At 65.8% G+C, this 25212-nt stretch carries 27 protein-coding genes; 16 read left to right on the plus strand and 11 right to left on the minus strand.

Annotated features, from left to right (window positions below):
* Positions 1-126 precede the first annotated feature (126 nt).
* From SARO_RS19905 to SARO_RS19920, 4 genes are read right to left on the minus strand one after another with little or no spacing between them, the layout of a single operon-like run.
* Entirely contained in the window at positions 127-579 is a 453-nt protein-coding gene (locus SARO_RS19905; RefSeq protein WP_041551677.1) for a flavin reductase family protein, read from the minus strand.
* A gap of 34 nt (positions 580-613) precedes the next feature.
* On the minus strand, positions 614-1354 hold the full coding sequence (locus tag SARO_RS19910; RefSeq protein ID WP_011907045.1) for an SDR family NAD(P)-dependent oxidoreductase: 741 nt from the start codon (positions 1352-1354) through the stop codon (positions 614-616).
* Positions 1351-1716 (minus strand): hypothetical protein, encoded by a 366-nt coding sequence (locus tag SARO_RS19915; RefSeq protein ID WP_011907046.1) that lies wholly within the window; start codon positions 1714-1716, stop codon positions 1351-1353. Before SARO_RS19915 ends, SARO_RS19910 begins: the two co-directional genes overlap by 4 nt.
* Before the next feature lie 18 nt (positions 1717-1734).
* Positions 1735-2898 (minus strand): acyl-CoA dehydrogenase family protein, encoded by a 1164-nt coding sequence (locus SARO_RS19920; protein ID WP_011907047.1) that lies wholly within the window; start codon positions 2896-2898, stop codon positions 1735-1737.
* A gap of 255 nt (positions 2899-3153) precedes the next feature.
* On the opposite strand from SARO_RS19920, the gene SARO_RS19925 reads away from it, so the two are divergent.
* Positions 3154-3708, plus strand: coding sequence for a nuclear transport factor 2 family protein (locus SARO_RS19925; protein WP_049759566.1), 555 nt, complete (start codon positions 3154-3156; stop codon positions 3706-3708).
* A gap of 20 nt (positions 3709-3728) precedes the next feature.
* Here the strand turns inward: SARO_RS19925 and SARO_RS19930 are convergent, their stop codons facing one another.
* Positions 3729-5237 (minus strand): aldehyde dehydrogenase family protein, encoded by a 1509-nt coding sequence (locus SARO_RS19930; protein ID WP_011907049.1) that lies wholly within the window; start codon positions 5235-5237, stop codon positions 3729-3731.
* A 224-nt stretch (positions 5238-5461) separates the two neighbouring features.
* On the opposite strand from SARO_RS19930, the gene SARO_RS19935 reads away from it, so the two are divergent.
* Positions 5462-6448: an AraC family transcriptional regulator gene (locus tag SARO_RS19935; protein ID WP_011907050.1), complete on the plus strand. Its 987-nt coding sequence runs from the start codon at positions 5462-5464 to the stop codon at positions 6446-6448.
* Between the two features lie 43 nt (positions 6449-6491).
* On the opposite strand, the gene SARO_RS19940 is transcribed toward SARO_RS19935, so the two are convergent.
* From SARO_RS19940 to SARO_RS19950, 3 genes are read right to left on the minus strand one after another with little or no spacing between them, the layout of a single operon-like run.
* Positions 6492-6989 carry an aromatic-ring-hydroxylating dioxygenase subunit beta gene (locus tag SARO_RS19940; protein WP_011907051.1) on the minus strand — a complete coding sequence of 166 codons (498 nt, stop codon included), beginning with the start codon at positions 6987-6989 and terminating at the stop codon, positions 6492-6494.
* Positions 6986-8278, minus strand: a complete 1293-nt coding sequence (locus tag SARO_RS19945; protein WP_011907052.1) for an aromatic ring-hydroxylating oxygenase subunit alpha — start codon at positions 8276-8278, stop codon at positions 6986-6988. The genes SARO_RS19940 and SARO_RS19945 overlap by 4 nt, the downstream gene beginning before the upstream one ends.
* 1 nt (position 8279) lies before the next feature.
* Positions 8280-9587, minus strand: a complete 1308-nt coding sequence (locus SARO_RS19950; protein ID WP_234007488.1) for an amidase — start codon at positions 9585-9587, stop codon at positions 8280-8282.
* A 213-nt stretch (positions 9588-9800) separates the two neighbouring features.
* Here SARO_RS19950 and SARO_RS19955 point away from each other — a divergent pair, with 213 nt between their 5' ends.
* From SARO_RS19955 to pcaD, 11 genes are all read left to right on the plus strand, one after another.
* A complete protein-coding gene (locus tag SARO_RS19955) occupies positions 9801-12170 on the plus strand; it encodes a TonB-dependent receptor (RefSeq protein WP_011907054.1) in 2370 nt (789 codons plus the stop codon).
* Entirely contained in the window at positions 12167-12550 is a 384-nt protein-coding gene (locus SARO_RS19960) for a c-type cytochrome (RefSeq protein ID WP_011907055.1), read from the plus strand. The genes SARO_RS19955 and SARO_RS19960 overlap by 4 nt, the downstream gene beginning before the upstream one ends.
* 144 nt (positions 12551-12694) lie before the next feature.
* On the plus strand, positions 12695-13801 hold the full coding sequence (locus SARO_RS19965) for an amine dehydrogenase large subunit (protein WP_176929365.1): 1107 nt from the start codon (positions 12695-12697) through the stop codon (positions 13799-13801).
* Complete coding sequence (locus SARO_RS19970) at positions 13798-14340, plus strand: MauE/DoxX family redox-associated membrane protein (RefSeq protein ID WP_011907057.1); 543 nt, start codon at positions 13798-13800, stop codon at positions 14338-14340. The genes SARO_RS19965 and SARO_RS19970 overlap by 4 nt, the downstream gene beginning before the upstream one ends.
* Complete coding sequence (mauD, locus tag SARO_RS19975) at positions 14337-14945, plus strand: methylamine dehydrogenase accessory protein MauD (protein WP_011907058.1); 609 nt, start codon at positions 14337-14339, stop codon at positions 14943-14945. The genes SARO_RS19970 and mauD overlap by 4 nt, the downstream gene beginning before the upstream one ends.
* A gap of 36 nt (positions 14946-14981) precedes the next feature.
* Entirely contained in the window at positions 14982-15503 is a 522-nt protein-coding gene (locus tag SARO_RS19980; RefSeq protein WP_011907059.1) for a methylamine dehydrogenase light chain, read from the plus strand.
* 5 nt (positions 15504-15508) lie between these two features.
* Positions 15509-15994 (plus strand): c-type cytochrome, encoded by a 486-nt coding sequence (locus tag SARO_RS19985; protein ID WP_011907060.1) that lies wholly within the window; start codon positions 15509-15511, stop codon positions 15992-15994.
* A 150-nt stretch (positions 15995-16144) separates the two neighbouring features.
* Positions 16145-16873, plus strand: a complete 729-nt coding sequence (locus SARO_RS19990) for a CoA transferase subunit A (protein ID WP_011907061.1) — start codon at positions 16145-16147, stop codon at positions 16871-16873.
* On the plus strand, positions 16870-17508 hold the full coding sequence (locus SARO_RS19995) for a 3-oxoacid CoA-transferase subunit B (protein WP_011907062.1): 639 nt from the start codon (positions 16870-16872) through the stop codon (positions 17506-17508). The genes SARO_RS19990 and SARO_RS19995 overlap by 4 nt, the downstream gene beginning before the upstream one ends.
* Positions 17505-18707 carry a 3-oxoadipyl-CoA thiolase gene (gene pcaF / locus SARO_RS20000; RefSeq protein WP_011907063.1) on the plus strand — a complete coding sequence of 401 codons (1203 nt, stop codon included), beginning with the start codon at positions 17505-17507 and terminating at the stop codon, positions 18705-18707. Before SARO_RS19995 ends, pcaF begins: the two co-directional genes overlap by 4 nt.
* 2 nt (positions 18708-18709) lie before the next feature.
* Positions 18710-19507: a 3-oxoadipate enol-lactonase gene (pcaD, locus tag SARO_RS20005; RefSeq protein WP_011907064.1), complete on the plus strand. Its 798-nt coding sequence runs from the start codon at positions 18710-18712 to the stop codon at positions 19505-19507.
* On the opposite strand, the gene SARO_RS20010 is transcribed toward pcaD, so the two are convergent.
* Entirely contained in the window at positions 19504-20418 is a 915-nt protein-coding gene (locus SARO_RS20010; RefSeq protein WP_011907065.1) for a LysR family transcriptional regulator, read from the minus strand. The genes pcaD and SARO_RS20010 overlap by 4 nt on opposite strands.
* Positions 20419-20506: 88 nt before the next feature.
* Here SARO_RS20010 and SARO_RS20015 point away from each other — a divergent pair, with 88 nt between their 5' ends.
* The 3 genes from SARO_RS20015 to SARO_RS20025 are packed head-to-tail and all read left to right on the plus strand — an operon-like array spanning position 20507 to position 22887.
* Positions 20507-21670 carry a muconate cycloisomerase family protein gene (locus SARO_RS20015; protein ID WP_011907066.1) on the plus strand — a complete coding sequence of 388 codons (1164 nt, stop codon included), beginning with the start codon at positions 20507-20509 and terminating at the stop codon, positions 21668-21670.
* A 3-nt stretch (positions 21671-21673) separates the two neighbouring features.
* Positions 21674-21964 carry a muconolactone Delta-isomerase gene (gene catC / locus SARO_RS20020; RefSeq protein ID WP_011907067.1) on the plus strand — a complete coding sequence of 97 codons (291 nt, stop codon included), beginning with the start codon at positions 21674-21676 and terminating at the stop codon, positions 21962-21964.
* A gap of 26 nt (positions 21965-21990) precedes the next feature.
* The gene (locus tag SARO_RS20025) at positions 21991-22887 is read left to right on the plus strand and encodes a catechol 1,2-dioxygenase (protein ID WP_011907068.1); all 897 of its coding nucleotides are present in this window, start codon (positions 21991-21993) and stop codon (positions 22885-22887) included.
* A gap of 47 nt (positions 22888-22934) precedes the next feature.
* On the opposite strand, the gene SARO_RS20030 is transcribed toward SARO_RS20025, so the two are convergent.
* Together SARO_RS20030 and SARO_RS20035 are read right to left on the minus strand one after the other, a co-directional pair.
* Positions 22935-23957, minus strand: a complete 1023-nt coding sequence (locus tag SARO_RS20030; protein WP_011907069.1) for a LacI family DNA-binding transcriptional regulator — start codon at positions 23955-23957, stop codon at positions 22935-22937.
* A 49-nt stretch (positions 23958-24006) separates the two neighbouring features.
* Positions 24007-25185 carry a cytochrome P450 gene (locus SARO_RS20035; RefSeq protein WP_041551821.1) on the minus strand — a complete coding sequence of 393 codons (1179 nt, stop codon included), beginning with the start codon at positions 25183-25185 and terminating at the stop codon, positions 24007-24009.
* Positions 25186-25212 lie beyond the last annotated feature (27 nt).

Here is a 25212-nt window from a genome sequence, read left to right on the forward strand (position 1 = left end):
AGGTTTATCGCCTGCAAACCATTGAAACTAGGACACAAGACACGAATTGGTGTTGATATATGTTAATTTCGCGTCCGATGCCATCCAGCGTGGTCGGGACTCGCCCCCTTCCGCGCTGGAAACGGATCACCGCAGCGCGTGGTAATCCCGCTTGTAATAGATGAGCGCGCCTTGGCCTTGTCCGCCGACAATCTGCCGCACTTCACCCATGACGATGCTGTGGGTGGAAGCCTCGATCATCATCGTCACCGCGCAGGCCACGGTGATCTGCGCCGCCGCGAGACCCGGCGCATGAACCGAAGTCTCGACCAGATCCCCCGCCAGATCGAAGCGCTCCGCCATGTCGCGTGCGGGATTGGCGAAAAGACGGGAGATGTCCTCTTGCCCCGCGGCAAGCACGTTCACCGCGAAGACCCCGTTGCGCGCAAGCACCTGATGCATGCGTGAAGAGCGGTTGACGCACACCAGCAGCGACGCGGGCTGGTCCGAAAGCGAACAGACTGCCGTTGCCGTGATGCCATGCCGCCCCGCAGGTCCGTCGGTCGTGATGACGCTGACCGCCGCGCCCAGCGCGGCCATCGCATCGCGAAAGCCTGGCGCAGAAGCCTCTGCCTCAACGCATGAAGAGACCGCCGTTTGCATCCCATGTTGCTCCATTTGCGAATGCCGCGTCCCGCCCTGCGAGATGCACGGCGGTGCGGGCGATGAAACCAGGATCGCCAAGCTGGCGGACCGGAATTGTCTCCGTCAGCGCCGTCAGCGCTTCGGCAGGGACAAGTTCACGCACGCTGGGCAGATCGAGCGGGCCGGGAGCGATGGCACTGACCGCCACTCCGAACGGCGCGAGATCGCGCGCGAAGACCTTGGTCAGCGTGATGATCCCGCCTTTGGACGCCGCATAGTGGGCCCCGGTCGCGGTGCCCCCGTTCTGCCCGGCAAGCGAGGCAATGTTGACGATGCGGCCATAGCCGCAAGTCTTGAACAGGCGCCCGAAAACCTGACTGCCGACGAAAGTGCCGCGCAGGTTGACCTCGACCACGGCCGAGAAATCGTCCGGCGCTATGTCCAGCACCGGCTGCGCGCGGGTGACCACCGCATTGTTGACCAGCGCGTGGACCACGCCCCAGCGATCGAGCATGACATCGCGCGCGGCTTCGAAATCGGTCTGCATGCGCACGTCGAGCGCCAGCCCGAGCGCGGTCTTGCCGGAGGCATCGAGCGAGATGGCGAGTCCGTGCGCGGCGTCGCCATCGATGTCAGAAACCGCGACACGCCAGCCCGCCCCGTGAAACGCGCGCACAAGCACCTCGCCCAGGCCGCGCGCCCCGCCGGTGATCAGGACCGCCTCCATCATAGCTCGGGGATCGCCAGTTCGCGCCCGATCCGCGCTTCGATGCGAATGTAGCGCCACAGGCGGTGCTCACCGATTTCGATCGTGCGCAGCAGGTTGCATGCGGCTACTACGCTGTCGCGGTCCGGCATGTCCGCCAGGATGTAGAACGTCCACGGAAAGCCGGTGGGCGAAGTGCCAACCATGGTCTGGTCGTCGTCGATCGTGCCGATGATGGTGGCACCTGGTACGTCGCGGATGCCGCGCAGAAGTTCGCCGGTCGCTTTCCAGACCTTGCCGATTTCGGCCGACGGCAGGTCGAAGAAATTCTGCAGCACCGCGCCGCAGAAGAGCACGCGCAAGGGCGCATTGGCAGGTTCAGTCATTGCATCACGCTCCTGATATCAGGGGAATCCGGCGGGCGATGGCAGACCAAACAAGACCTTGCCCGCGCTTTCGAAGGTGCCATCGGCGAGGAACGCGTGCTGCGGCACGATCATCGCGTCATGCATGTAGTGCGCCACCGGATGGCCGGCGAAAATGCCGGTCGTTCCGCTCATGCGATAGACCGCCGTCGCGACATCGGAACCCGCGCGCGCCGCATGGCTTGCTGCAAGCCGAAGCAGCGTCACCTGCTTCGCCGTCAGCTCGTCGCCGCGCAGCAGCGCCTCCCAGGCATCCTCGGTCGTTTCATAGAAGAACGCACGGGCCGAACGCAGCATGGCCTCGGCGCGGGCGAGGTCGGCCTGCACGTTGGGACGGTTGGCCAGCGTCGGCGCACCGGTGATCGACGTCCGTCCGGCGGCATAGGCCATGAGTTCCTCTATTGCGGCACGCCCCACGCCCAGGGCGACCACCGCCAGGACCTGCGCAGCCAGCGCCATTGCAGGATAGCGGAACAGCGCACCCTCGAGGCTCGGCGCGCTACCGCGCACGAAGGTCCATTCGCGCGGGACCATGACCTTGTCGACCGCCACATCGTGGCTGCCGGTGCCCTTGAGGCCGATCACGTTCCAGTTGCGGACGATCCGCGCCTTGTGCGCCGGCATCACAGCCACCAGTGGAAGGCCTGCCGTCGAAGCGTCGCCTTCGACCTTGATGCCGACACCGATGTAGTCCGCCCCGGTGCTGCCGCTGCCCCAGCTCCAGCGCCCGTTGACTTCCAGTTCGTCGCCCACGGGCCGGGCAGCCTGCGGGGGGAAGATCATGCCTGAAAAGACCACGTCCGGCCCGTCGGCATACATCTGGCGCAGCGTGTCGACGGGCAGCGACGCGAGATACGCCGCAGACACCCCGAAGCTCGCGACCCATCCGGCGGAACCGTCAGCTTCCGAGATCCGTTCGATCATGCGCAGGAAGGTGCCGGGCGAAACCTCGTCTCCGCCCAGTTCCTTCGCCACGCACGCGCGATAGACGCCAGCCCGCTTCATCAGTTCGACCACGTCGGCACTGATCTGCTGTCCCTCGCTGAACTCCTCGCGCCGGCTGCGCACCGCGTCGAGCAGCGCGTCCATCGCATCCGGCGCGACCGAGGGCGCTGCGGGGTTCTGGATCGGTGCTGTTGCCATCAGGATCTCCGTCGCTACGCTTCGACCCGTATCTGTCGGGCCTTGCCTGTCGTGTCCGGGGAACCTGACCGCAGGGCGCGCGCAGTCGCTATGCAGATCGCGCAGCAATGGTCCGCGATGGCCGAGAGCCGCACGCGCTGGCCACTTTGCGAAACTTCCGTCGCACGCGCAGGACCTCTCCGGATGACTTTGCAGCGGCGATACCTAGAAGGCACCTAAACGCACCTAACGGCACCGAACGGAACCTGGATGGACATGATCGAAGGCAAACTCGACGCGCTGCGACGCGATGTCGACAGGCTCCAGGCGGAAAGCGCGGCGCGTCGCCTGCTGGCCCGCTACATGTTCCTGTGCGACTGCCCCCTCCCCCAGCCCGACCTGGATGAAGCGCGCCGCGCCGAAGCGATCGGCGCGCTGTTTGCCGAGGATGGTACCTGGGAGGGCGTGGGCGGCCTCCATGGCGCGGGTTTCGGCCAGCACCGTGGACCGGCGCAGGTTGCGGCTTTCATGCGCACGGTTCTGGCCCGGCGTGATCCGGCGATGGTGTTCAACACCCACTACCTCTGTTCCGAACAGCTGACGGCGGATGACGACGGGCGCGGCGCCGAAGGATTGTGGGTACAGTTCCAGCCGTGGGTCCACGACGACGGCCGTGCGCTCCTGCGCTCGAGCCGTCTCCATGCGCGATTCCGGCTGACCGGCCAGGGCTGGCGCATCGCGCGCTATCGGACGGAGAACCTGTTCGTTGCACCGCTGCCTTCGGGCTGGGCCGAAACGATGATCGAGCATTCCGTGCTGCTGGCGGGATAGCCCCGCCAGCAGCGGGCTCTTCAGAGGAGCGGCATCGTGATGGACTTGGCCTCGGTATAGAGTTCGACCGCGCTGTGTCCCAGTTCGCGGCCATATCCCGACATCTTCCACCCACCGAACGGCACCGCCGGGTCGAGGATGTTGTGCGCGTTGATCCAGACGTTGCCCGAGCGCAGCGCGCCGGCGAAGCGGTTGGCCGCCGCAAGGTTCTGCGTCCAGACGCTGGCGCCCAGCGCGAAGCAGGAATCGTTGGCAAGCGCGAGCGCTTCCTCTTCCGTATCGAAGGGCATGGCAATGACCACCGGACCGAACACTTCCTCCTGGAAGATGGTCATGGAAGGCGTGCCATCGGCAAGCACTGTCGGCCGGTAGAAGAACCCGTCGCGGTCCGGCGCTTCACCGCCCGCCAGCAGCCGCGCGCCCTGATCGAGCGCACCCTGCACGTAACCGGCAACACGGTCCCGCTGGCGGGCGGAGATCAAGGGCCCCATCTGGCCGGCCGGGTCCATCCCTTCGCCCAGCACCATGCCATTCGCCGCATGGGCTAGCCCCTGCACGACGTCCTCGTAGATGCTGCGGTGGACCAGCAGGCGTGAACCGGCGGTGCAGACCTGGCCGTGGTTGAAGAAGATCGCGCCCGCCGCGCCTTCCACCGCCATCGGCACCGGGCAATCCTCGAGGATAACGACCGGGCTCTTGCCACCGAGTTCCAGGCTGAGGCGCTTCATCGTGGCGGCGGCCCTACGCTGGATGTCCTGGCCGGCGGCGGTCGATCCGGTAAAGGCAATCTTGTCGATGCCGGGATGCTCGACGATCGCCATGCCGACCTCGCGCCCGCCGGTCACGATGTTGACGGCTCCCGCCGGGAACCCGGCTTCCGCGATCAGGCGGCCAAGGTAGAGCGCGGTGAGCGGGGTGTCCTCGGCGGGCTTCAGCACGACGGTGCAGCCTGCGGCAAGCGCCGGCGCGATTTTCCAGATGGCCATGACCAGCGGGAAGTTCCACGGGATGATCTGCCCGACAACGCCGACCGGCTGGCGCACGGTGCGGGCAGAAAAGCGGATCGGGGGAATGTAGGAGAACGAGGGATCGATCGTCGTCCCTTCGATCTTGGTGGTCCAGCCTGCCATGTAGCGCAGGGAATCCAGAGCGATGACGAGATCGCCATGACGCGCCATCGGCAGGATCTTGCCGGTGTCGATCACTTCGAGTTCCGCAAGGATATCGGCGTCGCGTTCGATCAGGTCGGCCAGGCGGTGAAGCAGGCGTTCGCGCGCCAGGGGACGCATGTCGCGCCACTCGGCGCTCTGGAAGGTCGCGCGGGCAGCTGCCACCGCCGCGTCGACGTCCGCCGCTCCGCCTTCGGCCACGTCGGTGACCACAAGCCCGGTCGATGGATCGAGCACGTCGCGCCGCGCGCCGCTGGCGGCGGGCGTGTTACGTCCGGCGATCAGCAGGCCCGGCCGCGTGGCAAGAAATGTTCGGGCCGCTTCACCCAGCTTCGACAACTGACCTTCGGAACTTGCCATGACCCGGCTCCCATCGTGCACATCAATTCTGACGCTGCCGGGCTAGAGTGCGGGATGCGGTGGTGGCTATCCGATATGCGCAAGGGCTGTGCCGAAACGGAATGGGCTTTGCACCCCGTACTTGACTCGCGGGCCGGGCGGGTATGTTCTCTGCTCGGGATTTCAATTGTGCCGCTGGTCCGGTCGGGACTAACCGGCGCGCGGGATGAAATCGGAGCGTGGGCATGCTTGCATCACTTGCCGAAGCCAATGTGCCGGGGGTCAACAGCCTCGTCTCGCAGGATGCCGAAGTCGTCCACAATGCATTGAGCCGGCAGCTTGCGCGCCACAGCTTCGAATGCAGCCACACACGCAAGCTGGATGCCCACATCCACAGCGCCGAGATCGGGTCGATCCAGATTGTCGACCTGCAATATGGTGCCGACGTCGCAGTTTCGGCCGAGCTTGGCGATTCCCATGTCCTCGTCCACCTGGCGCTGGATGGCGAGACGACGATGTGGGCCAACCACGGAAAGGTCGTTCTCCGGCGGGACGAAATGCTGGTGTCATCGCCCGGCACTCCCCTGCGCGTGGAAATGACGCCCTCCTGCCGACATCTTGCAGTACGGCTGCCGGTTGCCACCTGCACCGAATACCTTGCACGAGAGCTCCACATCCCGGTGAGCCGCCCGCTCGAGTTCTATTCCGGCAACCAGGGCGCGCGGGAACTGCCGCTGGTATGGCGAGGCATGGTCCAGCACCTTGGCGAACAGTTGCGCCTCGGCCCGACGATCATGGCCAGTCGCCGGCTCAAGCGGCAGTACGAGATGGTGCTGGCCGAGATCTTGCTGGGCAACTACTGCAACAGCTATTCCGAACAGATCGCGCTGCACGGAAACGACATTTCGCCACGCCACGTGCGCCGCGCCAGAGAGATAATCCATCAGTCGCTAGACGACAACGTGTCGATCAATGCGCTGGCTGCGCAAGTCGGGGTTTCGGTGCGCTCGCTGCAGAACGGGTTCCGCGACTTCCTCGGCGTCACGCCACTGGAATACGTTCGCCGCCACCGGCTTGAACGCCTGCACTCTGCCTTGATGAGCGCGGCCGGCGATGCCAGCGTGACCGAGCTGATGCTCGAATGCGGCATCGTCAATTTCGGGCGCTATGCCCAGTATTACCGCCAGCAGTACGGCTGCCTGCCTTCCGAGACGCTCCGCCGCCGGGTCTAGGCGACCTTGGGGACCGGACGTCCGAGGCCCGGTCCCTCTCCCGTCAGAGAAGATAGCCGATGCCGTGCAGGGCATCGTCGCAATTGACCAGCGTCACCACCTTGCGCGCAAGCTTCAGACCGCCAGCGGTGATCGCGATGCGATAGTCGACATCGGCAGCAAGCATGCGGTGCCGTTCGTACTTGTATTCGACAAGGATCTGCGCGGCGCGCAGGTCCACCGCATCCGCACTGCGCGCCGTTTCGACAATGCGGGAGACGGTGCGCACCGTCCGCGCTGGCGGGGCGCTGCTCATCGAGAAGCCGCTGAGCAAACGCTTTACCCGCATTTCGCGCATCTCGGCATCGTCGTACAGAACATTGACCGCATTGGCATGATCGATCGCACCGCGTTCCACCGGCACGATGTAGAGGCCATCCTCGCTCCACAGCCGGAGCCAGGCCTTGTAGTCCAGCCTGTCGAGCATGTCGGCCTCGCGCCACACGAAGGCGGTTAGATCGGCGAGGGTGACCGCCTGCTGATCCAGTGTCGTCGCGCTCATTGCTCCATCATCCTCTTCCACATGCGATAGGCCGCGCGCATGCCGACCTCGCTGCTGACATCACCGGCATCATGCCCTTCCACCGCCACGCCCTGCGGCGGGGCAACGCCGCGGTTGACGAGGATCGGCACGCCTTCGCCTGCCTGAACCCCGCGCTGGACACGCTCCCAGCCTTCGGCATCGTCAGGCGTCCCGAAGCCCATCGGCCCCTGGAAGTGCTCGTGCAGGCGGATGCGCGCGCGGTTGGCGGGACCGACCGAGGGCGCCCCCTCGGCGGGGTCCGCCATGCCGATCGCGACGTGCGTGACTTCCGTCGTGCCCACGTCGATCGGGCGCAGGACGCGGAAGAACGCCATCGAACAGGCAACGTTCGGGAACAGGTTGAGGTTGAACCCCGTGCCGCCCACAGCACGTACGATGCGGCGCACGGCCAGATCGTCGTGCCCTTCCGCGACCAACTCCGCCGCCAGCGCGGCGAAGCGTTCCGGGATGGGCGCGGCGAGATCTTCCTCGAGGTCGATCAGCGAGGGGATCATCACCATGACCGAGTGACCGTTGCCAAGATCCTCGACCCAGCCACCTTGCCCCAGCACGTCGAAGACGTTTTCGGTCTCCTCGTCGAGGCTGTCGAGGAAGGTCTTGTGGACGATGGGGAAGTGATAGGCATCCGTGGTGTTTTCGAGCTGGATCTTCCAGTTTCCGGGAAAGCGGAAGCTGTGCTGCCCAAGCGCCCTCACGCCGAAGCCCGCGCCCTGCTTCATGAACAGGTCCATCCACTTGCGCGCCGCCCCCAGGTGTTCCTCGAGTGGCGGGGCATCCCGGTTGAAGGTTGCGAAGATCATGCCGGCGTATTGTTCGACCCGCAGCGACACGAGGGGGAACTGCGTGGGGTCGAAATCGTCTCCGTAGCCCCAGCGGTGGGGTACCTTGCGCAAGGTGCCGTCGGGATCATACGACCAGCCATGATAGGGGCAGACGAAGACCGACTGTTTGCCGCGCTTCTTCTCGCAGACACTCGCCGCGCGGTGGCGGCAGCGGTTGAGCAGGACGTGGACTTCGCCCTTCTTGTCGCGCGTGACGATCACCGGATTGGTGCCGACGTGCGCGGTCTTGAAGGTGTTGGGGCTGGGCAGTTCGCTCGCATGGGCAACCCATACCCAGGTCTGCTCGAAGATGCGGTCCATCTCCGCTTCGAACAGCGCCGGATCGCGGTAGATCGCGCCATCGGCACGGTCGCCCTCGAACAGTTGCGCGAAGGACCGTTCAGCCAAGGCTTCGCCGGTTTCCATCTCAATTCTCCCGATCGGTTCCAGGGTTGCCGTAGAGACCGGCCGCCCCGAGACGTTGAATGACGTAAGCCGCAACAGCGCAAAGCGCCGCATCGCCGCCGTGGCGCCCCACGAGCTGCAAAGACACCGGGACGCCATGGGCCGCCCGCAGCGGCAGTGCGATTGCCGGATGCCCGCTGAGGTTGAAGGGCCGCACAAGCCGGGTCAGAGGCAGAAGTGCGGCGGCATCTTCAGCTTCGGAAAGTAGCGGCGGGACAACCGGCAGGGTCGGCAGCACAAGCGCATCGACGCCCTCCAGCGCGGCATCCACGCCATCGCGAAAAGCCGCACGGACATCTTCGGCGGCGCCCAGGTCCTCATCCGTCAATGCAGATGCGCGCATGAGGCGGGTACGCACGTCATCGCCCATGCCGGGATGCGACACGAATGGCGCGAGCGCCGCCCAGGTTTCGCGTCCGATAATCGTCATGCCGGCCGCAAAGGCGGCCTCCATGCCGTCGAGCGCCGTACTGCGGTTGGCAATGCCCGCCCCCGCGATCGCGGCGGCGAGGTAGCCGGCGATGCCGTTGCTCGTGCCGGGCGTGACCAGGCCGAGCGTGGGCGATCTCGATAGCGTGGCGGGCACGAAGCCGGGCGCGATAGTCTCCATCATCGCCTCGACGAGACCCATCTCGCGCGCGAAGATGCCGATGCAATCGAGCGAGGATTTCGCGGGGTGCGCTCCCCGGCGGCTGACGAGGCCGAAAGTTGGCTTGAACCCGATGACTCCGCAGCAGGCGGCCGGCATCCGGACCGAACCACCGGTATCGGTCCCGATCGCCACGTCGGCGAGGCCCGAGGCCACCGCCACCGCGCTGCCGCTTGATGAGCCGCCCGGAATACGATCCGGCCAGAACGGGTTGATCGGGGTGCCACAGGCCGGATTGAGCCCGCTTACGCCATATGCGAATTCGTGCATCCGCGCCTTGCCGATGATGCGCCAGCGCGGATCGGAAAGGATGCACGTGACAACCTCGGCATTGGCGATGGCGGGCGGAACGTCGGCCAGGACGGCGCTTCCCTGCCGGGTCTGCCAACCGGCAATGTCGATGCAATCCTTGATCGCGACGCGCAGCGTGCCCTTGCCGAGATCGCACGGGCGCACGAGGGCGCCGAAGCGGTCTGCCTCCGTGGTTACGCCTGCTGCCGCATCGCCCTGCATGCCGGACTCCTGCTCCACTCTACCCATGATGCCCTGATCTTCAGGGACAGCATCGGCGCTGGCGGCGCTATCCGAAACGCGTAAGGTGGTGTACGCAAAGCGCGCCATTCGCGCCGGGTCCGGAATCCATCCGGAACGGCAGCTTGATCGCCCTTCCGGCAGACTCGGCAGAAACCCGCGCCTTTGCTTCCACGCTACCCGAAATGCGCATCGCCTGTTCGTTTTCGGAAATGTTATATCGTTGAATTAAAATAATATTCCACCATCATCCCGTCACAGAAAACGAAGTGGCACCTTGAAGTGCATGGGGAGTACCGACGGATGGAATCCAGGTGGAAGCTGACCACTGCGGTTGTGCTGGCGGCGACGGCTGCGACTTTCGCAAACGATGCTGCGGCACAGGACGCAAAGCAGGAGCGGGCATCTGCCGATAGCCCGGTGGTGTTCGGCGACATCGTCGTGACAGCGACCAAGCGTTCGGAGAACGTCGGCCGCGTGCCGATCGCGATTTCGGCCTTTTCGGGCGATCAGCTCAAGGCTCTCGGCATCACCGAGACGACGCAGATCACCCAGCATGTGCCGGGTCTGCAGCTCAACGCCTGGTCACCCAACGTGACCATCTTCAACCTGCGCGGCGTTTCGCAGAATAACTTCACCGACTATCTGGAAAGCCCCGTCGCGGTCTATATCGACGACGCCTACATGGGTTCGATCAATGGCGTGTCGGGCCAGTTGTTCGATGTCCAGCGCGTGGAAGTCCTGCGTGGACCGCAAGGAACGCTGTTCGGGCGGAACGCGACCGGCGGGTTGATCCACTACCTCTCCACCGACGCCTCGAACGCAACGTTCAATGGCTATGCCACCGCCGGCTACGAGCGGTTCAACCGGCGCATGCTGGAAGGCGCGGCGGGCGGTTCCATCGCCGAGGGGCTGCGCTTCCGCGTCGCCGGACGGATCGCCAGGGCCGATGGCTATGTGAAGCCCCAGGCCGCATTGCCCGGAGTGTTCGAAAGCAACGGACAGGCGCTGGGCGGAGAGAACGGCTGGGCATTGCGCGGCACGATCCAGGCCGACCTTGGCGAGCGCGGCACGCTCGACCTGTGGTACAAGCATTCCGAGGACAACGGGGTCGCCACCGGTGGCTACGTGTTCGACAACTGCGACCTCACGGCGAGCGGCTATTGCGCCACGGACGCGGCGGGGCTTTCCAACGGCACCGGGGGCGTGATCAATGCGATCACCGGTGAAAAGGCCAGTCCCTACGCCAACTTCTCCAACCTTCGCGGTTCGCTGGATCGGGACATCGACGTCGCGCAGGCGAAGCTGCTCTACGATCTGGGCGGCGCAAAGCTGACCGCGATCACCAACTACACCTGGCTCGACAAGGTCTATGCCGAGGATGGCGACGCCACTCCGCTCGACCTGATCGGTTTTGGCACGACCGCAAAGTACCGCCAGTTCAGCCAGGAGCTGCGGCTGTCCGGCGACGCTCCGCGCTTTCGCTGGCAGGTGGGCGCCTACTACCTGGACATGAAGATCCGCGGATCGAGCCTGACCAGCGGCGTCCCCGCGCTGAGCGCGGCGGTGGCGACCGGGCTGGACGGGACCAACCCGGCCATCGACGACGACTACAACCTGCGTTCGAAGAACTGGTCGCTGTTCGGGCAGGTCGAATACGACCTCGCCGACAAGGTCACGCTGGTTGCCGGCGGTCGTTATTCGAAGGACACCAAGCGTGTCGATTATCGCTCGGCCGTGACGTCCGGAGGGGCGACGGTCGAACTGGGCTCTGACGAGAGTTTTGCCGCGCTGCGCCCAGGCGTGGACCGGATTTCCGATGGTGACTGGGCAGCACGTGTCAGCCTGAACTTCAAGCCGAACGCGGACACCCTCCTGTTCGCTTCGTGGAACCGGGGGATCAAGGGCGGCAACTTCACGTTGAGCCCGGTCGTCGACGTCGCCAACTTCCAGCACGGCGGCGAAACGCTCAATTCGTTCGAGCTGGGTGCGAAGTGGGCCAATGCGGACAAGACCGTGCGCCTGGCCGCGACCGCCTATCACTACATCTACGATAACTATCAGGCCTTCGCCATCATCAACTTCGTGCCGCAGGTTCGCAACAGCGACGCCCGCGCGACCGGTGTCGAGATCGAGGCATTCCTGCGCCCCGCGCCACACTTCAACGTCAACCTTGGCGCGACGTGGGAAACCAGCAAGGTCGACTTCGTCTCGACCGCCGGGACGGCCGTGCTTGGCGTGCTGGTCCCCGGCGCACCCGCGCCGCAATACTGCACCGACCAGGGCGACGGGACTTATGGCTGCGCCTATCCCAGCGCCGGCGTGACCGACGCCGAACTCCCCAACTCGCCGCGCTTCAGCGTCAACTACGTGCTGCGCTACGATGTGGACACCAGCTTCGGCAACGTTGCCGCGCAGTTTGACGGTGCGTGGTACGACGACCAGTTCCTCGAAGTGACCAATGGCGCCTCATCGCGGCAGAGCGCCTACAACGTGTCGAACGCCTCGCTGACGTGGACATCGCCGGACGACCGCTTCTCGGTCGAGGTCTATGGCCGCAACGTGTTCGACACGGTCTATCGGCAGTACACGCTGAACCTCGGCCCGCTCGGGACCACCAGCATGTACGCCAAGCCCGCGACCTATGGCGTCAGCGCAACGGTGAAGTGGTGAGCGTGCGTGCGTTCATGCTGACTGCCGGGCTTTCGGCAGTGGCGCTTGCCTCTGGCGCGCTAGCCACCCCGACGGCCGACGTCGCGCGCGGCAAGGCCCTGTTCGCACGTTGTGCCGGTTGCCATGCCGTGGTGCCCGGCGCGCGATCGATCGGGCCCAACCTGGCGGGGGTAGAGGGGAGGAAGGCGGCATCTGCCGGTTCCTATGCCTATTCGCCCGCCCTCGCCCGGCTGAAAATCACCTGGGATCGCGGCAATCTCGACAAATTCCTTGCGGGCCCGCAAAAGATGGCACCGGGATCGAAGATGGCGTTCGCCGGGCTGGCGGATCCGGGGCAGCGGGCAGATGTCATCGCCTATCTCGCAACGCTGCAGGACTGAAGCGGCATGGGTCGACCGGGAGCAAGACATCCAATGCACTGCCATGGATTCCTTCGGAGACAAATCGCACTCGCGGCCATTGGCTCGCTGGCGGTTTTCGGCACCGCGGATGCTCGCACCGCGCGCAAGCCCAAGGTCCCCGTCGTGGCCACTCTCGCCACCGAGGATGTCGCGCAGGTCGAGCTGAGGGATCGAATGCCGGCGCATTGGGTCGTGGTGAACGACGTGGTCTTTACCCACATCCTCGACGGCCGCGCTTATGTCGTCGATGCCGACAAGGGCGAATACCTTGGCATGGTGCCGGGCGGCCATTCGCACATTGGCGTGCAGTTTACCCCCGATGGGTCGACGATGCTGATGCCCGGCACGTTCTTTTCACGCGGAAGCCGGGGCGACCGCACCGATGTGATTACCTGGTTCGCGTTGAAAGACCTGATGCCCGGCGCCGAAGTGGTGATCCCGCCCAAGCGCATGCAGTCCCTTCCCCTGCTGTCCGCGATCCCGCTGACCGACGACGGGCGCTTCATGCTGATCTACAACTTCACGCCCGAGCAGACCATGACCGTGGTCGACGTCGCGGCCAAGAGCGTGGTCGGCGAGTTCGAGACCCCGGGCTGCGCACTCGCCCACATGACCGGCCCGCGCAGTTTCATGATGCAGTGCGCCGATGGCAGCCTGCAATCGGGCGCACTTGACGAAGGCGGGAAGATCACGCTGGGCGCCACCACGCCCCCCCTGTTCGAACGCGAAGACCCCGCGACCGACAAGCCGGTGCGCGTCGCTCCGTCGCGCTGGCTGTTCATCACCTTTTCGGGTGCGGTCCTCGAGGTCGATAACGGCAGCGGCACTCCGGTCGCGGGGACGCGCTGGAAGCTGACCGCTGCGGGCGAGGAAGCCTGGCGGCCGGGCGGCTTGCAGCCCTATGCCTTCCACGCCCCCTCGAACCGCCTCTATGTGCTGATGCATGAGGGAGGTCCCGGCACGCACAAGCACCCGGGCACGGAGATCTGGGTTTTCGATGCTTCCACCCGGCAGCGCGTTGCCCGCCTGCCGATCGAAACGCCATCCACCGCCATCGCCATCAGCAACGATGCCGATCCACTGCTCTACACCACCCTGTTCGGGTCGGGCACACTCGTGGTGCGCAAGCCTGCCGACGCATCGGTGGTCCGCAAGGTTGAAGGCCTGGGAGCCGATCTGACGCTGATCCAGGTCCCACCGGTCACGGCCGCACCGGGAGCCGGTCAGTGATCGACCCTGTCATCCTCTGGCTCGGCGGTCTCGGCCTCGGCGCCCTGTTCGTCGCGGGGGCAGCCCACAAGCTTCGCGATCTTCGCCACTTCGCAGGTTCGATCGCAGGTTACCGTCTCATCCCGGCAGCGCTGACCCCGGCGGCTGCGGTGCTGCTTGCCCTCGGGGAACTGGGCGCGGGGCTTGCCGCCCTTGCCATACCCTTCGCGCAAGATCCGGGACGGGCTGGCATGATTGCCTGCGCTGCGATCCTGCTGGTCTATGCGGCTGCCATTGGCATCAACATCGCGCGCGGCAACACCGCCATCGATTGCGGCTGCTTCGGCTTCGGCGCACGCGGCCCCGGCCTGCGGAGCGGGATGATGGTGCGAAATCTTGCACTCGCCGCCCTCGCGCTTCCCGCACTTCTCGTGCCCGGCGCACGCGGCCTAGTCTGGCTTGACTGGTTCACACTAGTCGGCGGGCTGACGGTCCTTGGCCTGCTTTACGCAGGCGGCGAACTCTCGCTCAATCTTCCAACCAAGGAGTCTGCGGCATGACGAACGCCGTGATTGCCGCGCTCATCGCGCTGTGGGTGCTGGTCATCGGACTGTGCCTCGTCGTCTTTGCCTTGTTGCGGCAAGTGGGCATGCTGCATGAGCGACTGGGCCCGGTGGGCGCACTGGTCATGCCGGGCGGCCCAGCGGTAGGCGATGCCGCACCCGCATTCGACCTTGCGGCCGTGGATGGCCGGGCTGTGCGGATCGGCGGTGCCAGCCCCGCCCCGCTCACGCTGCTGTTCTTTCTTTCGCCGACCTGCCCGGTGTGCAAGTCGCTATTGCCGGTGATCCGTTCCATCGAGCGCGAGCGGCGCGGCGCCTTGCAGGTGGTCCTTGCCAGCGACGGCGATCTTCCCGCGCAATTGGCCATGGTGAAGCGCGAGAAGCTGGAGGCCTTTCCGCTGGTCCTCTCAACCCCGCTGGGCCTTTCCTACCAGGTGTCCAAGCTGCCTCACGCGGTGTTGATCGACGCCGCCGGGATCATCGTTGCCAAGGGCCTGATCAACAATCGCGAACATCTGGAAAGCCTGTTCGAAGCCCACCGCATGGGCGTCGGTTCGTTGCAGGAACTGGCCGCGCGCGATCTTGCGGAAGCTGCGGAATGATGGCCCGCAACAAAACGACCAACAGGGAAACCGGCAATGCGCAGATTTGATCGTGCGGCAGAATACCTGGCGCGTTCCGCCGCACGTGGCACGTCGCGCCGTGGCTTTATCGGACGGCTCGGCGCTTTCGTAACCGCTACCAGCGCCGCCACGTTGCTCCCGGTTTCGCGTGTCCGCGCCGAAAAGGCGCCGGTGCCGGTCCAGGTGCAGGAACAAGGCGATCCAACTTCGTGCGACTACTGGCGCTATTGTGCGGTGGACGGTTTCCTTTGCGCCTGCTGCGGCGGTTCGGCATCGTCCTGCCCGCCGGGGACGGAGCCTTCGCCCATCACATGGCTAGGTACCTGCCGGAACCCGGCCGATGGCCGCAACTACGTGATCAGTTACAATGACTGTTGCGGCAAGGCCGCCTGCGGCCGGTGCAATTGCAGCCGGGATGAAGGCGCGACGCCAGTCTACCAGCCAACCACGGCAAACGATCTCGACTGGTGCCTCGGCACGCAAGCCGGCGTTGCCTACCACTGCTCGCTTTCGGTGGTGACAGGCCCGGCGGATTGACAGCAATGGCGCTCAAGTTGCAGGCCATCGTTCTTGCCGCCGCCCTGTGCGCCGGGGCTGTCGGTGCGCATACCGCGATCCGGCCCGCCGACATGGCCGCCAAGCCCCGTGTCGAGGTAGACTATGCGTTGCACTGCCAGGGTTGCCACCTGGCCGACGGACGCGGCATGGCAGGCAAGGTTCCGGACTTGCGCATGTCGCTGGGGCGCTTTCTCGAAGTGCCAGGCGGGCGCGCCTATCTGGTGCAGGTCCCCGGCGTAGCGACGTCGCGACTGGACGACGAGGGCACGGCGCGGCTGCTGAACTGGCTCATCGCGCGCATGGGGCCGCCTGCGACCTGCCGTCCCGCACCTTACACTACAGCCGAAGTCACCATGCTTCGTGCCAACTGGCTTCGCAAGGCGCGGCCGCTGCGCGAGAGTCTGCTGCGACAGATCGCGGCGCAGCCGGGCAGTGCGTCGGCCAGATCCCTTCCCGCCTGCCCTGCCTGAAGCAGGTTGTCCGCCCGCCGGAAGCCTTCGCACACCCAAGGGATTTTCATACTCCAAAGGTATGCAGCATGCCATTTTCGAGCATTCTTGGGGGGCTCCATTCCGGTTAAGACCGATGCGATCCATTTTCCGCACAGGAATCCACGCGTCATGTCCGCCAAGATCTTTCCCAGCCCCAAAGCAGCGCTCGATGGCCTGCTGTTCGACGGGATGACCATCATGTCGGGCGGGTTCGGCCTGTCCGGCAATCCCGAAAGCCTCATTCCCGAGATCCGCGATTCCGGCGTCACCGGCCTTACCGTCATTTCCAACAATGCCGGTGCCGAAGGCTTCGGCCTGTGGATGCTGCTGCAAAGTCGCCAGGTCCGGCGCATGATCTCGTCCTATGTCGGCGACAACAAGCTGTTCGAGGAGCAGTATCTGTCGGGCGAACTGGAGCTTGAGCTCAACCCGCAGGGCACCCTGGCCGAACGGATCCGCGCGGGCGGCGCGGGCATCCCCGCCTTCTACACCCGCACCGGCGTCGGCACCGTGGTCGCGGAAGGCAAGCCCGTCGAAGTGTTCGAAGGCGAGGAATACGTGCGCGAAACCTGGCTCCGCGCCGACCTGGCGATCATCAAGGCCTGGCGTGCGGACACCTCCGGTAACCTGATGTTCCGCCGGACGGCGCGCAACTTCAACCCGGTCATGGCCACCGCCGCCCGGGTCACGGTGGCAGAGGTGGAGGAGATCGTGCCCGCAGGCACCTTCGATCCCGACTGCATTCACACGCCCGGCATCTACGTCGACCGCGTGGTCCTTTCCACCATCAACGAAAAGCGAATCGAGAAGCTGACGACGCGCCCTAAAGTCCAGGAAGTTACGGAGGCGCAGGCATGAGCTGGACCCGCGACGAAATGGCGGCCCGCGCTGCGCAGGAACTGCGCGACGGCTACTACGTCAACCTCGGCATCGGCATTCCCACCTTGGTTGCCAACCACGTTCCCGAAGGCGTCAACGTCACGCTCCAGTCGGAAAACGGCATGCTCGGGATCGGCCCCTTCCCATACGAAGGCGAGGCCGATCCCGACCTGATCAACGCCGGCAAGCAGACCGTCACTGCCCTGCCCGACAGCAGCTTCTTTTCGAGCGCCGACAGCTTTGCGATGATCCGTGGCGGCCATATCGACATGGCCGTGCTCGGCGCCATGGAAGTGGCGGCCAATGGCGACCTCGCCAACTGGACCATTCCCGGCAAGATGGTGAAGGGGATGGGCGGCGCGATGGACCTCGTGGCCGGGGTCAAGCGCATCGTCGTCGTGATGGATCACTGCGCACGCGACGGCAGCCCCAAGATCCTCGAACGTTGCACGCTTCCCCTTACCGGGCGCGGCGTGGTGGACCTGATCATCACCGATCTCGGCGTGATCGCGGTGGAAAAGGGGCGTGGCCTGACGCTTGTCGAATGCGCCCCCGGCGTCAGCGTGGAAGAGATCGTCTCGCGCACCGGCGCGCCGCTGAAAGTCGCGGCATGACCCAGGCTTTCGTTTGCGACGCGGTGCGCACCCCGATCGGGCGCCTCAACGGCAGTCTCTCGGGGATCCGGGCCGACGATCTGGCCGCACTGCCCCTGCGCGCGCTCATGGAACGCAATCCGCAGGTCGATTGGGCTGCGCTCGACGATGTCGTGCTCGGCTGCGCCAACCAGGCGGGCGAGGACAACCGCAATCTCGCACGAATGGCCCTGCTGCTGGCGGGAATGCCCGAGGCCGTGCCTGGTGCGACGATCAACCGCCTCTGCGGATCGGGCATGAACGCCGTCGGCATTGCCGCGCAGGCAATCCGCAGCGGCGATGCCGACCTCATGATCGCGGGCGGCGCAGAAAGCATGACGCGTGCGCCCTATGTCCTGGGCAAGGCCGGCAGCGCATTCGGACGCGATCAGAAGATCGAGGACACCACGCTTGGCTGGCGCTTCGTCAACCCGGCGATGAAGCGCGCCTTCGGCGTCGATACCATGCCGCAGACGGCGGAGAACGTCGCCGCGCAATGGAACGTCGGTCGCGAAGAGCAGGACCGCTTTGCCCTTGCCAGCCAGGACAAGACCGCTGCCGCGCAGGCAAGGGGCCGCCTCGCGCTTGAGATCGTTGGCGTCAGCGTACCTTCCGGGAAGGGCCAGACCCGCGAATTCACGCAGGACGAACACCCTCGCTCCACCACGCTGGACGTGCTCTCCGGCCTGCGCCCGGTTGTCCATAAAGAAGGCACCGTCACTGCCGGCAACGCTTCCGGCCTCAACGATGGCGCTGCCGCGATGATCGTCGCGAGCGAACAGGCCGCCGCCGCCAACGGCCTTGTGCCCCGCGCGCGCATTGTCGCCATGGCTTCGGCCGGCGTCGCACCGCGCGTGATGGGTATCGGTCCGGTCGACGCCGCGCGTCGCCTTTTCGCCCGCACAGGCCTCTCGATGGAACGGATGGACGTTATCGAACTGAACGAGGCTTTCGCCGCTCAGGCGATCCCGGTCCTGCGAGATCTCGGCGTCGATCCCCTCGATCCGCGGGTAAACCCCAACGGCGGCGCGATCGCGCTGGGTCATCCTCTTGGCATGTCGGGGGCAAGGCTGGTGCAGACCGCAGTGCAGGAACTGCAAGAGACCGGAGGGCGCCACGCCCTTGCCATGATGTGCGTTGGCGTTGGCCAGGGCATCGCCATGATCCTGGAGCGCGTGTGACCATGAAGCCCGAAACCCGTTTCGTCGCCGCCGACGACGGTACGCGCATCGCGGTGGAATGCCGTGGTCCGAAGGATGCACCCGCCCTGCTGCTGTCGAACTCGCTGGGCACGACGATGCACATGTGGAGGCCCCAGGTCGACGCCTTCGCGGCCGACTACCGCCTCGTGCGGTACGACGGGCGCGGGCAAGGCCTGTCCCAGTCGCCTGCGGGAACCTACTCGATGGACCGGCTCGGCCGCGATGCCCTCGCCGTGCTCGACTCGCTCGAAATCGATCGCGCGCACTTCTGCGGTCTGTCGATGGGCGGCATGGTTGGCCAATGGTTGGCCCATCGCGCGCCCGAGCGCCTGCTCCGCCTGGTCCTCGCGAATACTTCGGCCTGCATGGCCCCGCCGTCAGCGTGGCAGCAGCGGCTGGAAGGCGTGCTGGCAAATGGCATGGCTCCGCTTGCCGAAGCCTCGCTCGGTCGCTGGTTTACCCCCGGCTTCCTTGCCTCGCGCCCGGACGAGGCGGAATGGATCAGGCAGATGCTTCTCGCCAACGATCCGCAGGGCTACGCAGGCTGCTGCGCCGCCATCCGCGACATGGACCAGCGTCCCACTGCCGTGCTGAACCGCGTGCCGACACTCGTCATCGCCGGCGAAGCCGATGCCGCAACCACGGTCACCGACGCCACCTTCCTGGTGGATGCCGCCGCCGATGCCCGCCTAGCCACGCTGCCGGCCGCGCACCTGTCCAACGTCGAATGCCCTGAACTGTTTGCACGGGCCGTGCTGACCCACATCGCCGCAAGCTAGGACCGCGCATCCGGACTTGGCCCGGGATTAGGCCACGTCTCCCGGCCAGCCTCACGGAATGCCCTTGCAGCGGCGCTGCCATCGGCCGCGCGCTGGCTCAGGATCACGGGGGATACTACACCGATGCCTTCCAGCGGGCGATAGACGATGTTGCCGTGCCGGGTCTGACTCAACGCTTCCGGCACGATCGCCACCCCTTCGCCCACCGCGACGAGGCCAAGCGCGGTCTGTACCTCGCGCACTTCGCGCGACGCCGCCGGGACCACCGCATTGCGCGCCAGCAGCCCCATGACCTGGTCGGCGTAGGACGGGCGGGGCTGACTTGGGTAGAGGATCACCCGTTCGCCCTCCAGCGCCGCGATCGGCACCGGCCCCTGTGCTTCGGCCAGCGCCGAATCCACCGGCACCGCCACCATCAGCGGTTCCTCGAACAGAACCTCGCGCACGATTGCCGGATCGTCGATCCGCACTCGGCCCAGCCCGGCATCGATCCTGCCGGTCTTGAGCGCGGCGACCTGTTCCAGCGTGATCATTTCGATCAGTTCCACTTCGACTTCGGGCATCATCGCACGGAAGCGGCGGATCATCGCCGGCATGTCGCCATGAAGGATCGAGCCGACCACCCCCACGGCAAAGCGTGGACGGCGAAGTTGCTTCCAGCGCCGGATCGTGGGCTTGATCTGATCGAGAGCCGCGACAACCGGCGTCGCCTGCTCAAACAGAAGTCGCCCCGCCTCGGTCAGTTGCACCGGCCGCGTGCCGCGTTCAAACAGGTCCACGCCCAGTTCGACCTCGAGATCGCGGATCTGGCGGCTGAGCGGCGGCTGCGACACGCCAAGGTGATCGGCCGCGCGTGTGAATCCGCGCATCTCCACCACGGCAAGGAAATAGCGCAGGTGCCGTATCTCCATGATACCTACTCCCTGATACCTTTGGGGCATGATATCAGATTGAACTAGTCTTTCCCGCGCGGCGGCGCAACGCTTAGTCCTGTGGCCCATGACCGCGCTCGCCAACCCCCAGATTCTCGGCATCGAGACGATTCTTCTCGATCTGCCGACCATCCGTCCGCACGTGCTGGCCATGGCCACGATGCACGCCCAGACGATCTGCCTGGTTCGCCTGACCTGCTCCGATGGTATCGTCGGATTGGGCGAGGCGACCACGATCGGCGGCCTCGCATATGGCCCGGAAGCCCCGGAAACGATCAAGACCGCCATCGACACCTACTTCGCCCCGCTTCTTGCCGGGCAGGATGCCACGCGCCCCGCCGCGGCCATGGCGCTCGTCGCCCGCCACGTCGTCGGGAATCACTTCGCCAAGTGCGCGATCGAGACCGCGCTGCTCGACGCACAGGGCAAGCGACTTGGCCTTCCGGTCAGTGAACTCCTTGGCGGCCGCCGCGTGGATTCGCTACCGGTGCTCTGGACGCTCGCCAGCGGCGATACCGCGCGCGACATCGCAGAGGCGGAGCAGATGCTCGACACGCGCCGACACGACGCGTTCAAGCTCAAGATCGGCAAGCGCCCGATCGAACAGGATGTCGCCCATGTCGGCGCGATCAAGGCTGCGCTCGGCGACCGGGCTTCGGTCCGCGTCGACGTCAACATGGCGTGGGACGAACCCACGGCGCGGCGCGGTCTTGCCATGCTGGCCGATGCGGGATGCGACCTCGTCGAACAACCGATCATCCGCCACAACCGCGATGGCATGGCCCGCCTCGTCGCGCTGGGGCTGGTCCCGGTCATGGCTGACGAGAGCCTTACCGGTCCGGCCAGCGCGATGGACTTCGCCCGCGCCGCCGCCGCCGATGTCTTCGCCGTGAAGATCGAGCAGTCCGGCGGGCTCGATGCGGCGCGCGCGGTGGCGCAGATCGGCGATGCGGCCTGCATCGGCCTTTATGGCGGCACCATGCTCGAAGGCGCCATCGGTACCATCGCATCGGCCCACGCTTTTGCCACTTTCCCGGCGTTGAAGTGGGGCACCGAACTTTTCGGCCCGCTCCTCCTCACGGAGGAAATCCTCGAGCGCCCCCTCACCTACGCCGATTTCTCGCTCGAAGTGCCGGCGGGGCCCGGTCTCGGCATCGCCCTCGACGAAGACCGCGTCGAACACTTCCGGCGCGATCGCACCGCAACCCAGTTCGCCTTGCAAGGAGCCTGACCCATGCTGTTCCAGGTCGAAATGACCGTCGATATCCCGCTGGATTTCGACAAGGCAGAGGCCGAACGGATCAAGGCCGTCGAAAAGGCCTATTCCCACGAACTTCAGCGCAGCGGCGAATGGCGCCACATCTGGCGGGTCGCCGGACAATACGCCAACCTGTCGATCTTCGATGTGGCAAGCAACGAGCGCCTGCACGAGATCCTCATGGGACTGCCGCTCTATCCCTTCATGACCATCAAGGTCACGCCGCTTTGCCGGCACCCCTCTTCCATTCGCGACGACGATCGCTGAAATCACCACATAACGGGAGTAGTCCGATGCCTGCCACCTTCGCCAGTTCCGATTCCGTGCAGAAGCTCTTCGATCGCGCCTGCGGTCTTGATTGCGCAGGCGGCAATCCCCGCCTCAAGGCGATCATGCGCGACCTTCTCCAGGCAACGGCCGACATCATCGTCAAGCATGACGTGTCCGAAAGCGAGTTCTGGCAGGCGACCCGCTATCTTGCCGATGGCGCCGGCGAGATCGGCCTGATCGTCCCCGGCATCGGCCTCGAACACTTCCTCGATCTCTACATGGACGCCAAGGACGCCGAAGCCGGCCTCACCGGCGGAACCCCGCGCACGATCGAAGGCCCGCTCTACGTCGCTGGTGCACCGCTGGTGGATGGCAGTGACGAAGTGGACCTGACTTCCGACCCCGACGATACCGACACGCTGCACATGACCGGCACGATCACCGGCCCCGATGGCGAGCCGGTCAAGGACGCGATCCTCCACGTCTGGCACGCGAACAGCAAGGGCTGGTATTCGCACTTCGATCCCACGAGCGAGCAGACCCCGTTCAACAACCGCCGCCGCATCCGCGTCCCCGCCGACGGTCGCTACGCCTTCCGCTCCAAGATGCCGCATGGCTATTCCGTGCCGCCGGGTGGCGCCACCGACGTGCTGATGCAGGCGCTCGGCCGCCACGGCAATCGCCCAGCGCACGTCCACTTCTTCGTCGAGGCGCCGGGCTACCGCACGCTGACCACGCAGATCAACTTCGGCGACGACCCCTTCGCGGCCGACGATTTCGCCTTCGGCACGCGAGAGGGCTTGCTGCCGGTGCCGAGCCGCCAGGGCGATACCGCCCACATCGCGTTCGACTTCCAGCTCCAGCGCGCCCGCTCGGAGGACGAGCAGCGGTTCTCGGAACGCACCCGCGCCCAGGCCTGATCCCGAAGGAGCGGGGCCACAAGGCTCCGCTCCCGCACGTCTGCCGCTTATGCGCTTTCGCGCGCGATCAAGCGGAAGCCGACGTCAATCCACCGCTCGGGCGGGGTGGACTTGTCGGCCTTGCGCCGGATTGCAGCGATGGCCTCGCGGGCGATCCGCGCGCCGTCAACTTCGACGGACGTGATCGTCGGTCGCATTTCGCCCGCTATCGAACTGTTGCCAAAGCCGACCACGGCGATGTCCTCGGGCACCTTGAGGCCCGCGGCAAGCGCCTCGACAATCACGCCCTGCGCCAGATGGTCAGACCCGCACACCACCACGTCCGGCATTTCCGGAAGGCGGCGGATCTCTGCAAAGATGCGCCGCGCGTGGCCAAAGCGCGAAGGCACTTCGACCGAGGATTCGGTGAACGGCCCCGAGCCCTCCGCTTCCCACGCCCCGACGAATCCGGTGCGCCGCATCTGCGCGCGCGATCCTTTCGCCGTGACGAGATGGGGCCTGCGGTAGCCGCGCGAGATGACGAACCGCGCCACCGCGCTGCCTGCCGCCTCGTGGCTGAAGCCGACCGCGATGCCGATGGGATCTTCGGGCAGGTCCCACACCTGGATGAACAGCGCCGGCGAACGCCGCACCATCTGTTCCACCTGAGGCGTCACCGGTCCGGTGAAGATGATGGCATCGACCCGGCGGCTCAATGCTGCGCGGATCAGGTCTTCGGTCCGCGATTCCGAAACGCCGGTCAGCCCCAGCATCACCGTCGTCCCTGCGGCGGAGAGTTCCTCCACCATCGCCTGGATCGTGTCGTTGAAGATGGAGTCGGTGAGATAGGGGATCAGCACCGCGACCATCTTGGACTTGCTCGACGCAAGCCCGCCCGCCAGCAGGTTCGGGATATAGCCGGTCGCGGCAATCGCATCGCGGATGCGCTCGGCCGTCGCGGCGGCGACGACCGACGGGTTGTTGACGAAGCGACTGACGGTTGCGGTCGAAACGCCCGCGCGGCTGGCCACGTCATCGAGCGTCGGTGCCCGGGTATCGGCGGCCTCGTCGGCGTCTGTGGCGTGGTTCATCGTGCCTGCCTAGCGCGACTGCCGGGGCGCTGACAATCGCGCCCGCACGTCAAACGAAGCGCAGCGGCACCGAAAGCGCGCCGACCTCGGGCCAGCGGCTCACGCTTACCGGCCCGGAAAGCTCGAACTCGCGCGTTGCGGCCAGGATTTCCTCCAGCGCCACGCGAAGCTGCATCCGTCCCAGATGCACGCCGGGGCAATTATGCGGCCCGCGACCGAAAGCCAGGTGCTGCGCGATGTTGGGGCGGTTGAGGATGAACTTGTCGCCGTCCGGGAACACGTCCTCGTCGCGGTTTGCCGATGCATAGACCAGCGCGATCGCCTCGTCCTTGGGGATCGTGCGTCCGCCCATATCCACGTCGCACACCGCCGTCCGGGCAAATCCGCGATAGGGCGTGTAGAGCCGCAGGAATTCCTCGATTGCCGCCGGCACCAGCGAGGGATCGGCACGAAGCTGCTGCTGCAGCGCCTTGTCGCGCGAGAGGTGGACGCAGATGTTGCCGATCATGACCATCGGCGCGACCATGCCCACGACCAGCACCTGCCGCACCGTGCCCACCAGCAGTTCCTCGGGCAGAGGTTCGCCCTCGTGGCGGGCCGCAAGCAATGCGCTTGTCGGATCGAGCGCGGGATCCTGCGGGTTTTCCCGACGAACGGCGATCAGGCCGCGCGCCATGTCGTAGAGCCGCAGCGACGTTTCCTTCATCCGCTCCGGCGTGTTCGAATGGACCGCAAGAATGAACGCGCGACCCGCGTCGTGCAGCGTGTCGAGCCATTCCTCCGGCATGCGCATCCATTCGCCGAAGACGTGGACGGGCAGATAGCTCGAAAGCTCGACGCAGATGTCGCCGCCGCCGTTCTCCACCATCGGTGCCAGAAGCTTGCGCGTCAGCTCGCGCGCCTTTCCGGCAAACGCTTCGGAACGCTCGAGCGAGAGCAGCGGGTTAAGCGCCTTGCGATAGGGCGTGTGCTCGGGCGGATCGAGATGTAGCGGAGGGCGGCGTCCGGTAAATGCCACCTTGGGCACCACGTTCTGCACCGAAGTGATGAACGTGGTCGAATCGGAAGCCGCGCGCTTGACGTCCTCATAGCGCGTCAGCGCCCAGAACCCGCCCAGGCCATTGGTATGCGCAACGGGACACTCGCGGCGCAGGCGCGCATATTCGGCATGCGGGCTGTCGAAGTCTTCGGGAACCTCGGGGTCGAAATCTTGCACGGTCGTGGTCATGGCGCGGTGCATATGTCTCGACGCAAC

The organism is Novosphingobium aromaticivorans DSM 12444, from assembly GCF_000013325.1.
GTDB lineage: Bacteria > Pseudomonadota > Alphaproteobacteria > Sphingomonadales > Sphingomonadaceae > Novosphingobium > Novosphingobium aromaticivorans.

What these genes read in the sequence shown, in the direction of transcription:
- SARO_RS19905 (WP_041551677.1), bottom strand. Translation starts at nt 579, where the DNA reads ATGGCCGCGCTGGGCGCGGCGGTCAGCGTCATCACGACCGACGGACCT.
- SARO_RS19910 (WP_011907045.1), bottom strand. Translation starts at nt 1,354, where the DNA reads ATGATGGAGGCGGTCCTGATCACCGGCGGGGCGCGCGGCCTGGGCGAG.
- SARO_RS19915 (WP_011907046.1), bottom strand. Translation starts at nt 1,716, where the DNA reads ATGACTGAACCTGCCAATGCGCCCTTGCGCGTGCTCTTCTGCGGCGCG.
- SARO_RS19920 (WP_011907047.1), bottom strand. Translation starts at nt 2,898, where the DNA reads ATGGCAACAGCACCGATCCAGAACCCCGCAGCGCCCTCGGTCGCGCCG.
- SARO_RS19925 (WP_049759566.1), top strand. Translation starts at nt 3,154, where the DNA reads ATGATCGAAGGCAAACTCGACGCGCTGCGACGCGATGTCGACAGGCTC.
- SARO_RS19930 (WP_011907049.1), bottom strand. Translation starts at nt 5,237, where the DNA reads ATGGCAAGTTCCGAAGGTCAGTTGTCGAAGCTGGGTGAAGCGGCCCGA.
- SARO_RS19935 (WP_011907050.1), top strand. Translation starts at nt 5,462, where the DNA reads ATGCTTGCATCACTTGCCGAAGCCAATGTGCCGGGGGTCAACAGCCTC.
- SARO_RS19940 (WP_011907051.1), bottom strand. Translation starts at nt 6,989, where the DNA reads ATGAGCGCGACGACACTGGATCAGCAGGCGGTCACCCTCGCCGATCTA.
- SARO_RS19945 (WP_011907052.1), bottom strand. Translation starts at nt 8,278, where the DNA reads ATGGAAACCGGCGAAGCCTTGGCTGAACGGTCCTTCGCGCAACTGTTC.
- SARO_RS19950 (WP_234007488.1), bottom strand. Translation starts at nt 9,587, where the DNA reads ATGGCGCGCTTTGCGTACACCACCTTACGCGTTTCGGATAGCGCCGCC.
- SARO_RS19955 (WP_011907054.1), top strand. Translation starts at nt 9,801, where the DNA reads ATGGAATCCAGGTGGAAGCTGACCACTGCGGTTGTGCTGGCGGCGACG.
- mauD (WP_011907058.1), top strand. Translation starts at nt 14,337, where the DNA reads ATGACGAACGCCGTGATTGCCGCGCTCATCGCGCTGTGGGTGCTGGTC.
- SARO_RS19980 (WP_011907059.1), top strand. Translation starts at nt 14,982, where the DNA reads ATGCGCAGATTTGATCGTGCGGCAGAATACCTGGCGCGTTCCGCCGCA.
- SARO_RS19985 (WP_011907060.1), top strand. Translation starts at nt 15,509, where the DNA reads ATGGCGCTCAAGTTGCAGGCCATCGTTCTTGCCGCCGCCCTGTGCGCC.
- SARO_RS19990 (WP_011907061.1), top strand. Translation starts at nt 16,145, where the DNA reads ATGTCCGCCAAGATCTTTCCCAGCCCCAAAGCAGCGCTCGATGGCCTG.
- SARO_RS19995 (WP_011907062.1), top strand. Translation starts at nt 16,870, where the DNA reads ATGAGCTGGACCCGCGACGAAATGGCGGCCCGCGCTGCGCAGGAACTG.
- pcaF (WP_011907063.1), top strand. Translation starts at nt 17,505, where the DNA reads ATGACCCAGGCTTTCGTTTGCGACGCGGTGCGCACCCCGATCGGGCGC.
- pcaD (WP_011907064.1), top strand. Translation starts at nt 18,710, where the DNA reads ATGAAGCCCGAAACCCGTTTCGTCGCCGCCGACGACGGTACGCGCATC.
- SARO_RS20010 (WP_011907065.1), bottom strand. Translation starts at nt 20,418, where the DNA reads ATGGAGATACGGCACCTGCGCTATTTCCTTGCCGTGGTGGAGATGCGC.
- SARO_RS20015 (WP_011907066.1), top strand. Translation starts at nt 20,507, where the DNA reads ATGACCGCGCTCGCCAACCCCCAGATTCTCGGCATCGAGACGATTCTT.
- catC (WP_011907067.1), top strand. Translation starts at nt 21,674, where the DNA reads ATGCTGTTCCAGGTCGAAATGACCGTCGATATCCCGCTGGATTTCGAC.
- SARO_RS20025 (WP_011907068.1), top strand. Translation starts at nt 21,991, where the DNA reads ATGCCTGCCACCTTCGCCAGTTCCGATTCCGTGCAGAAGCTCTTCGAT.
- SARO_RS20030 (WP_011907069.1), bottom strand. Translation starts at nt 23,957, where the DNA reads ATGAACCACGCCACAGACGCCGACGAGGCCGCCGATACCCGGGCACCG.
- SARO_RS20035 (WP_041551821.1), bottom strand. Translation starts at nt 25,185, where the DNA reads ATGACCACGACCGTGCAAGATTTCGACCCCGAGGTTCCCGAAGACTTC.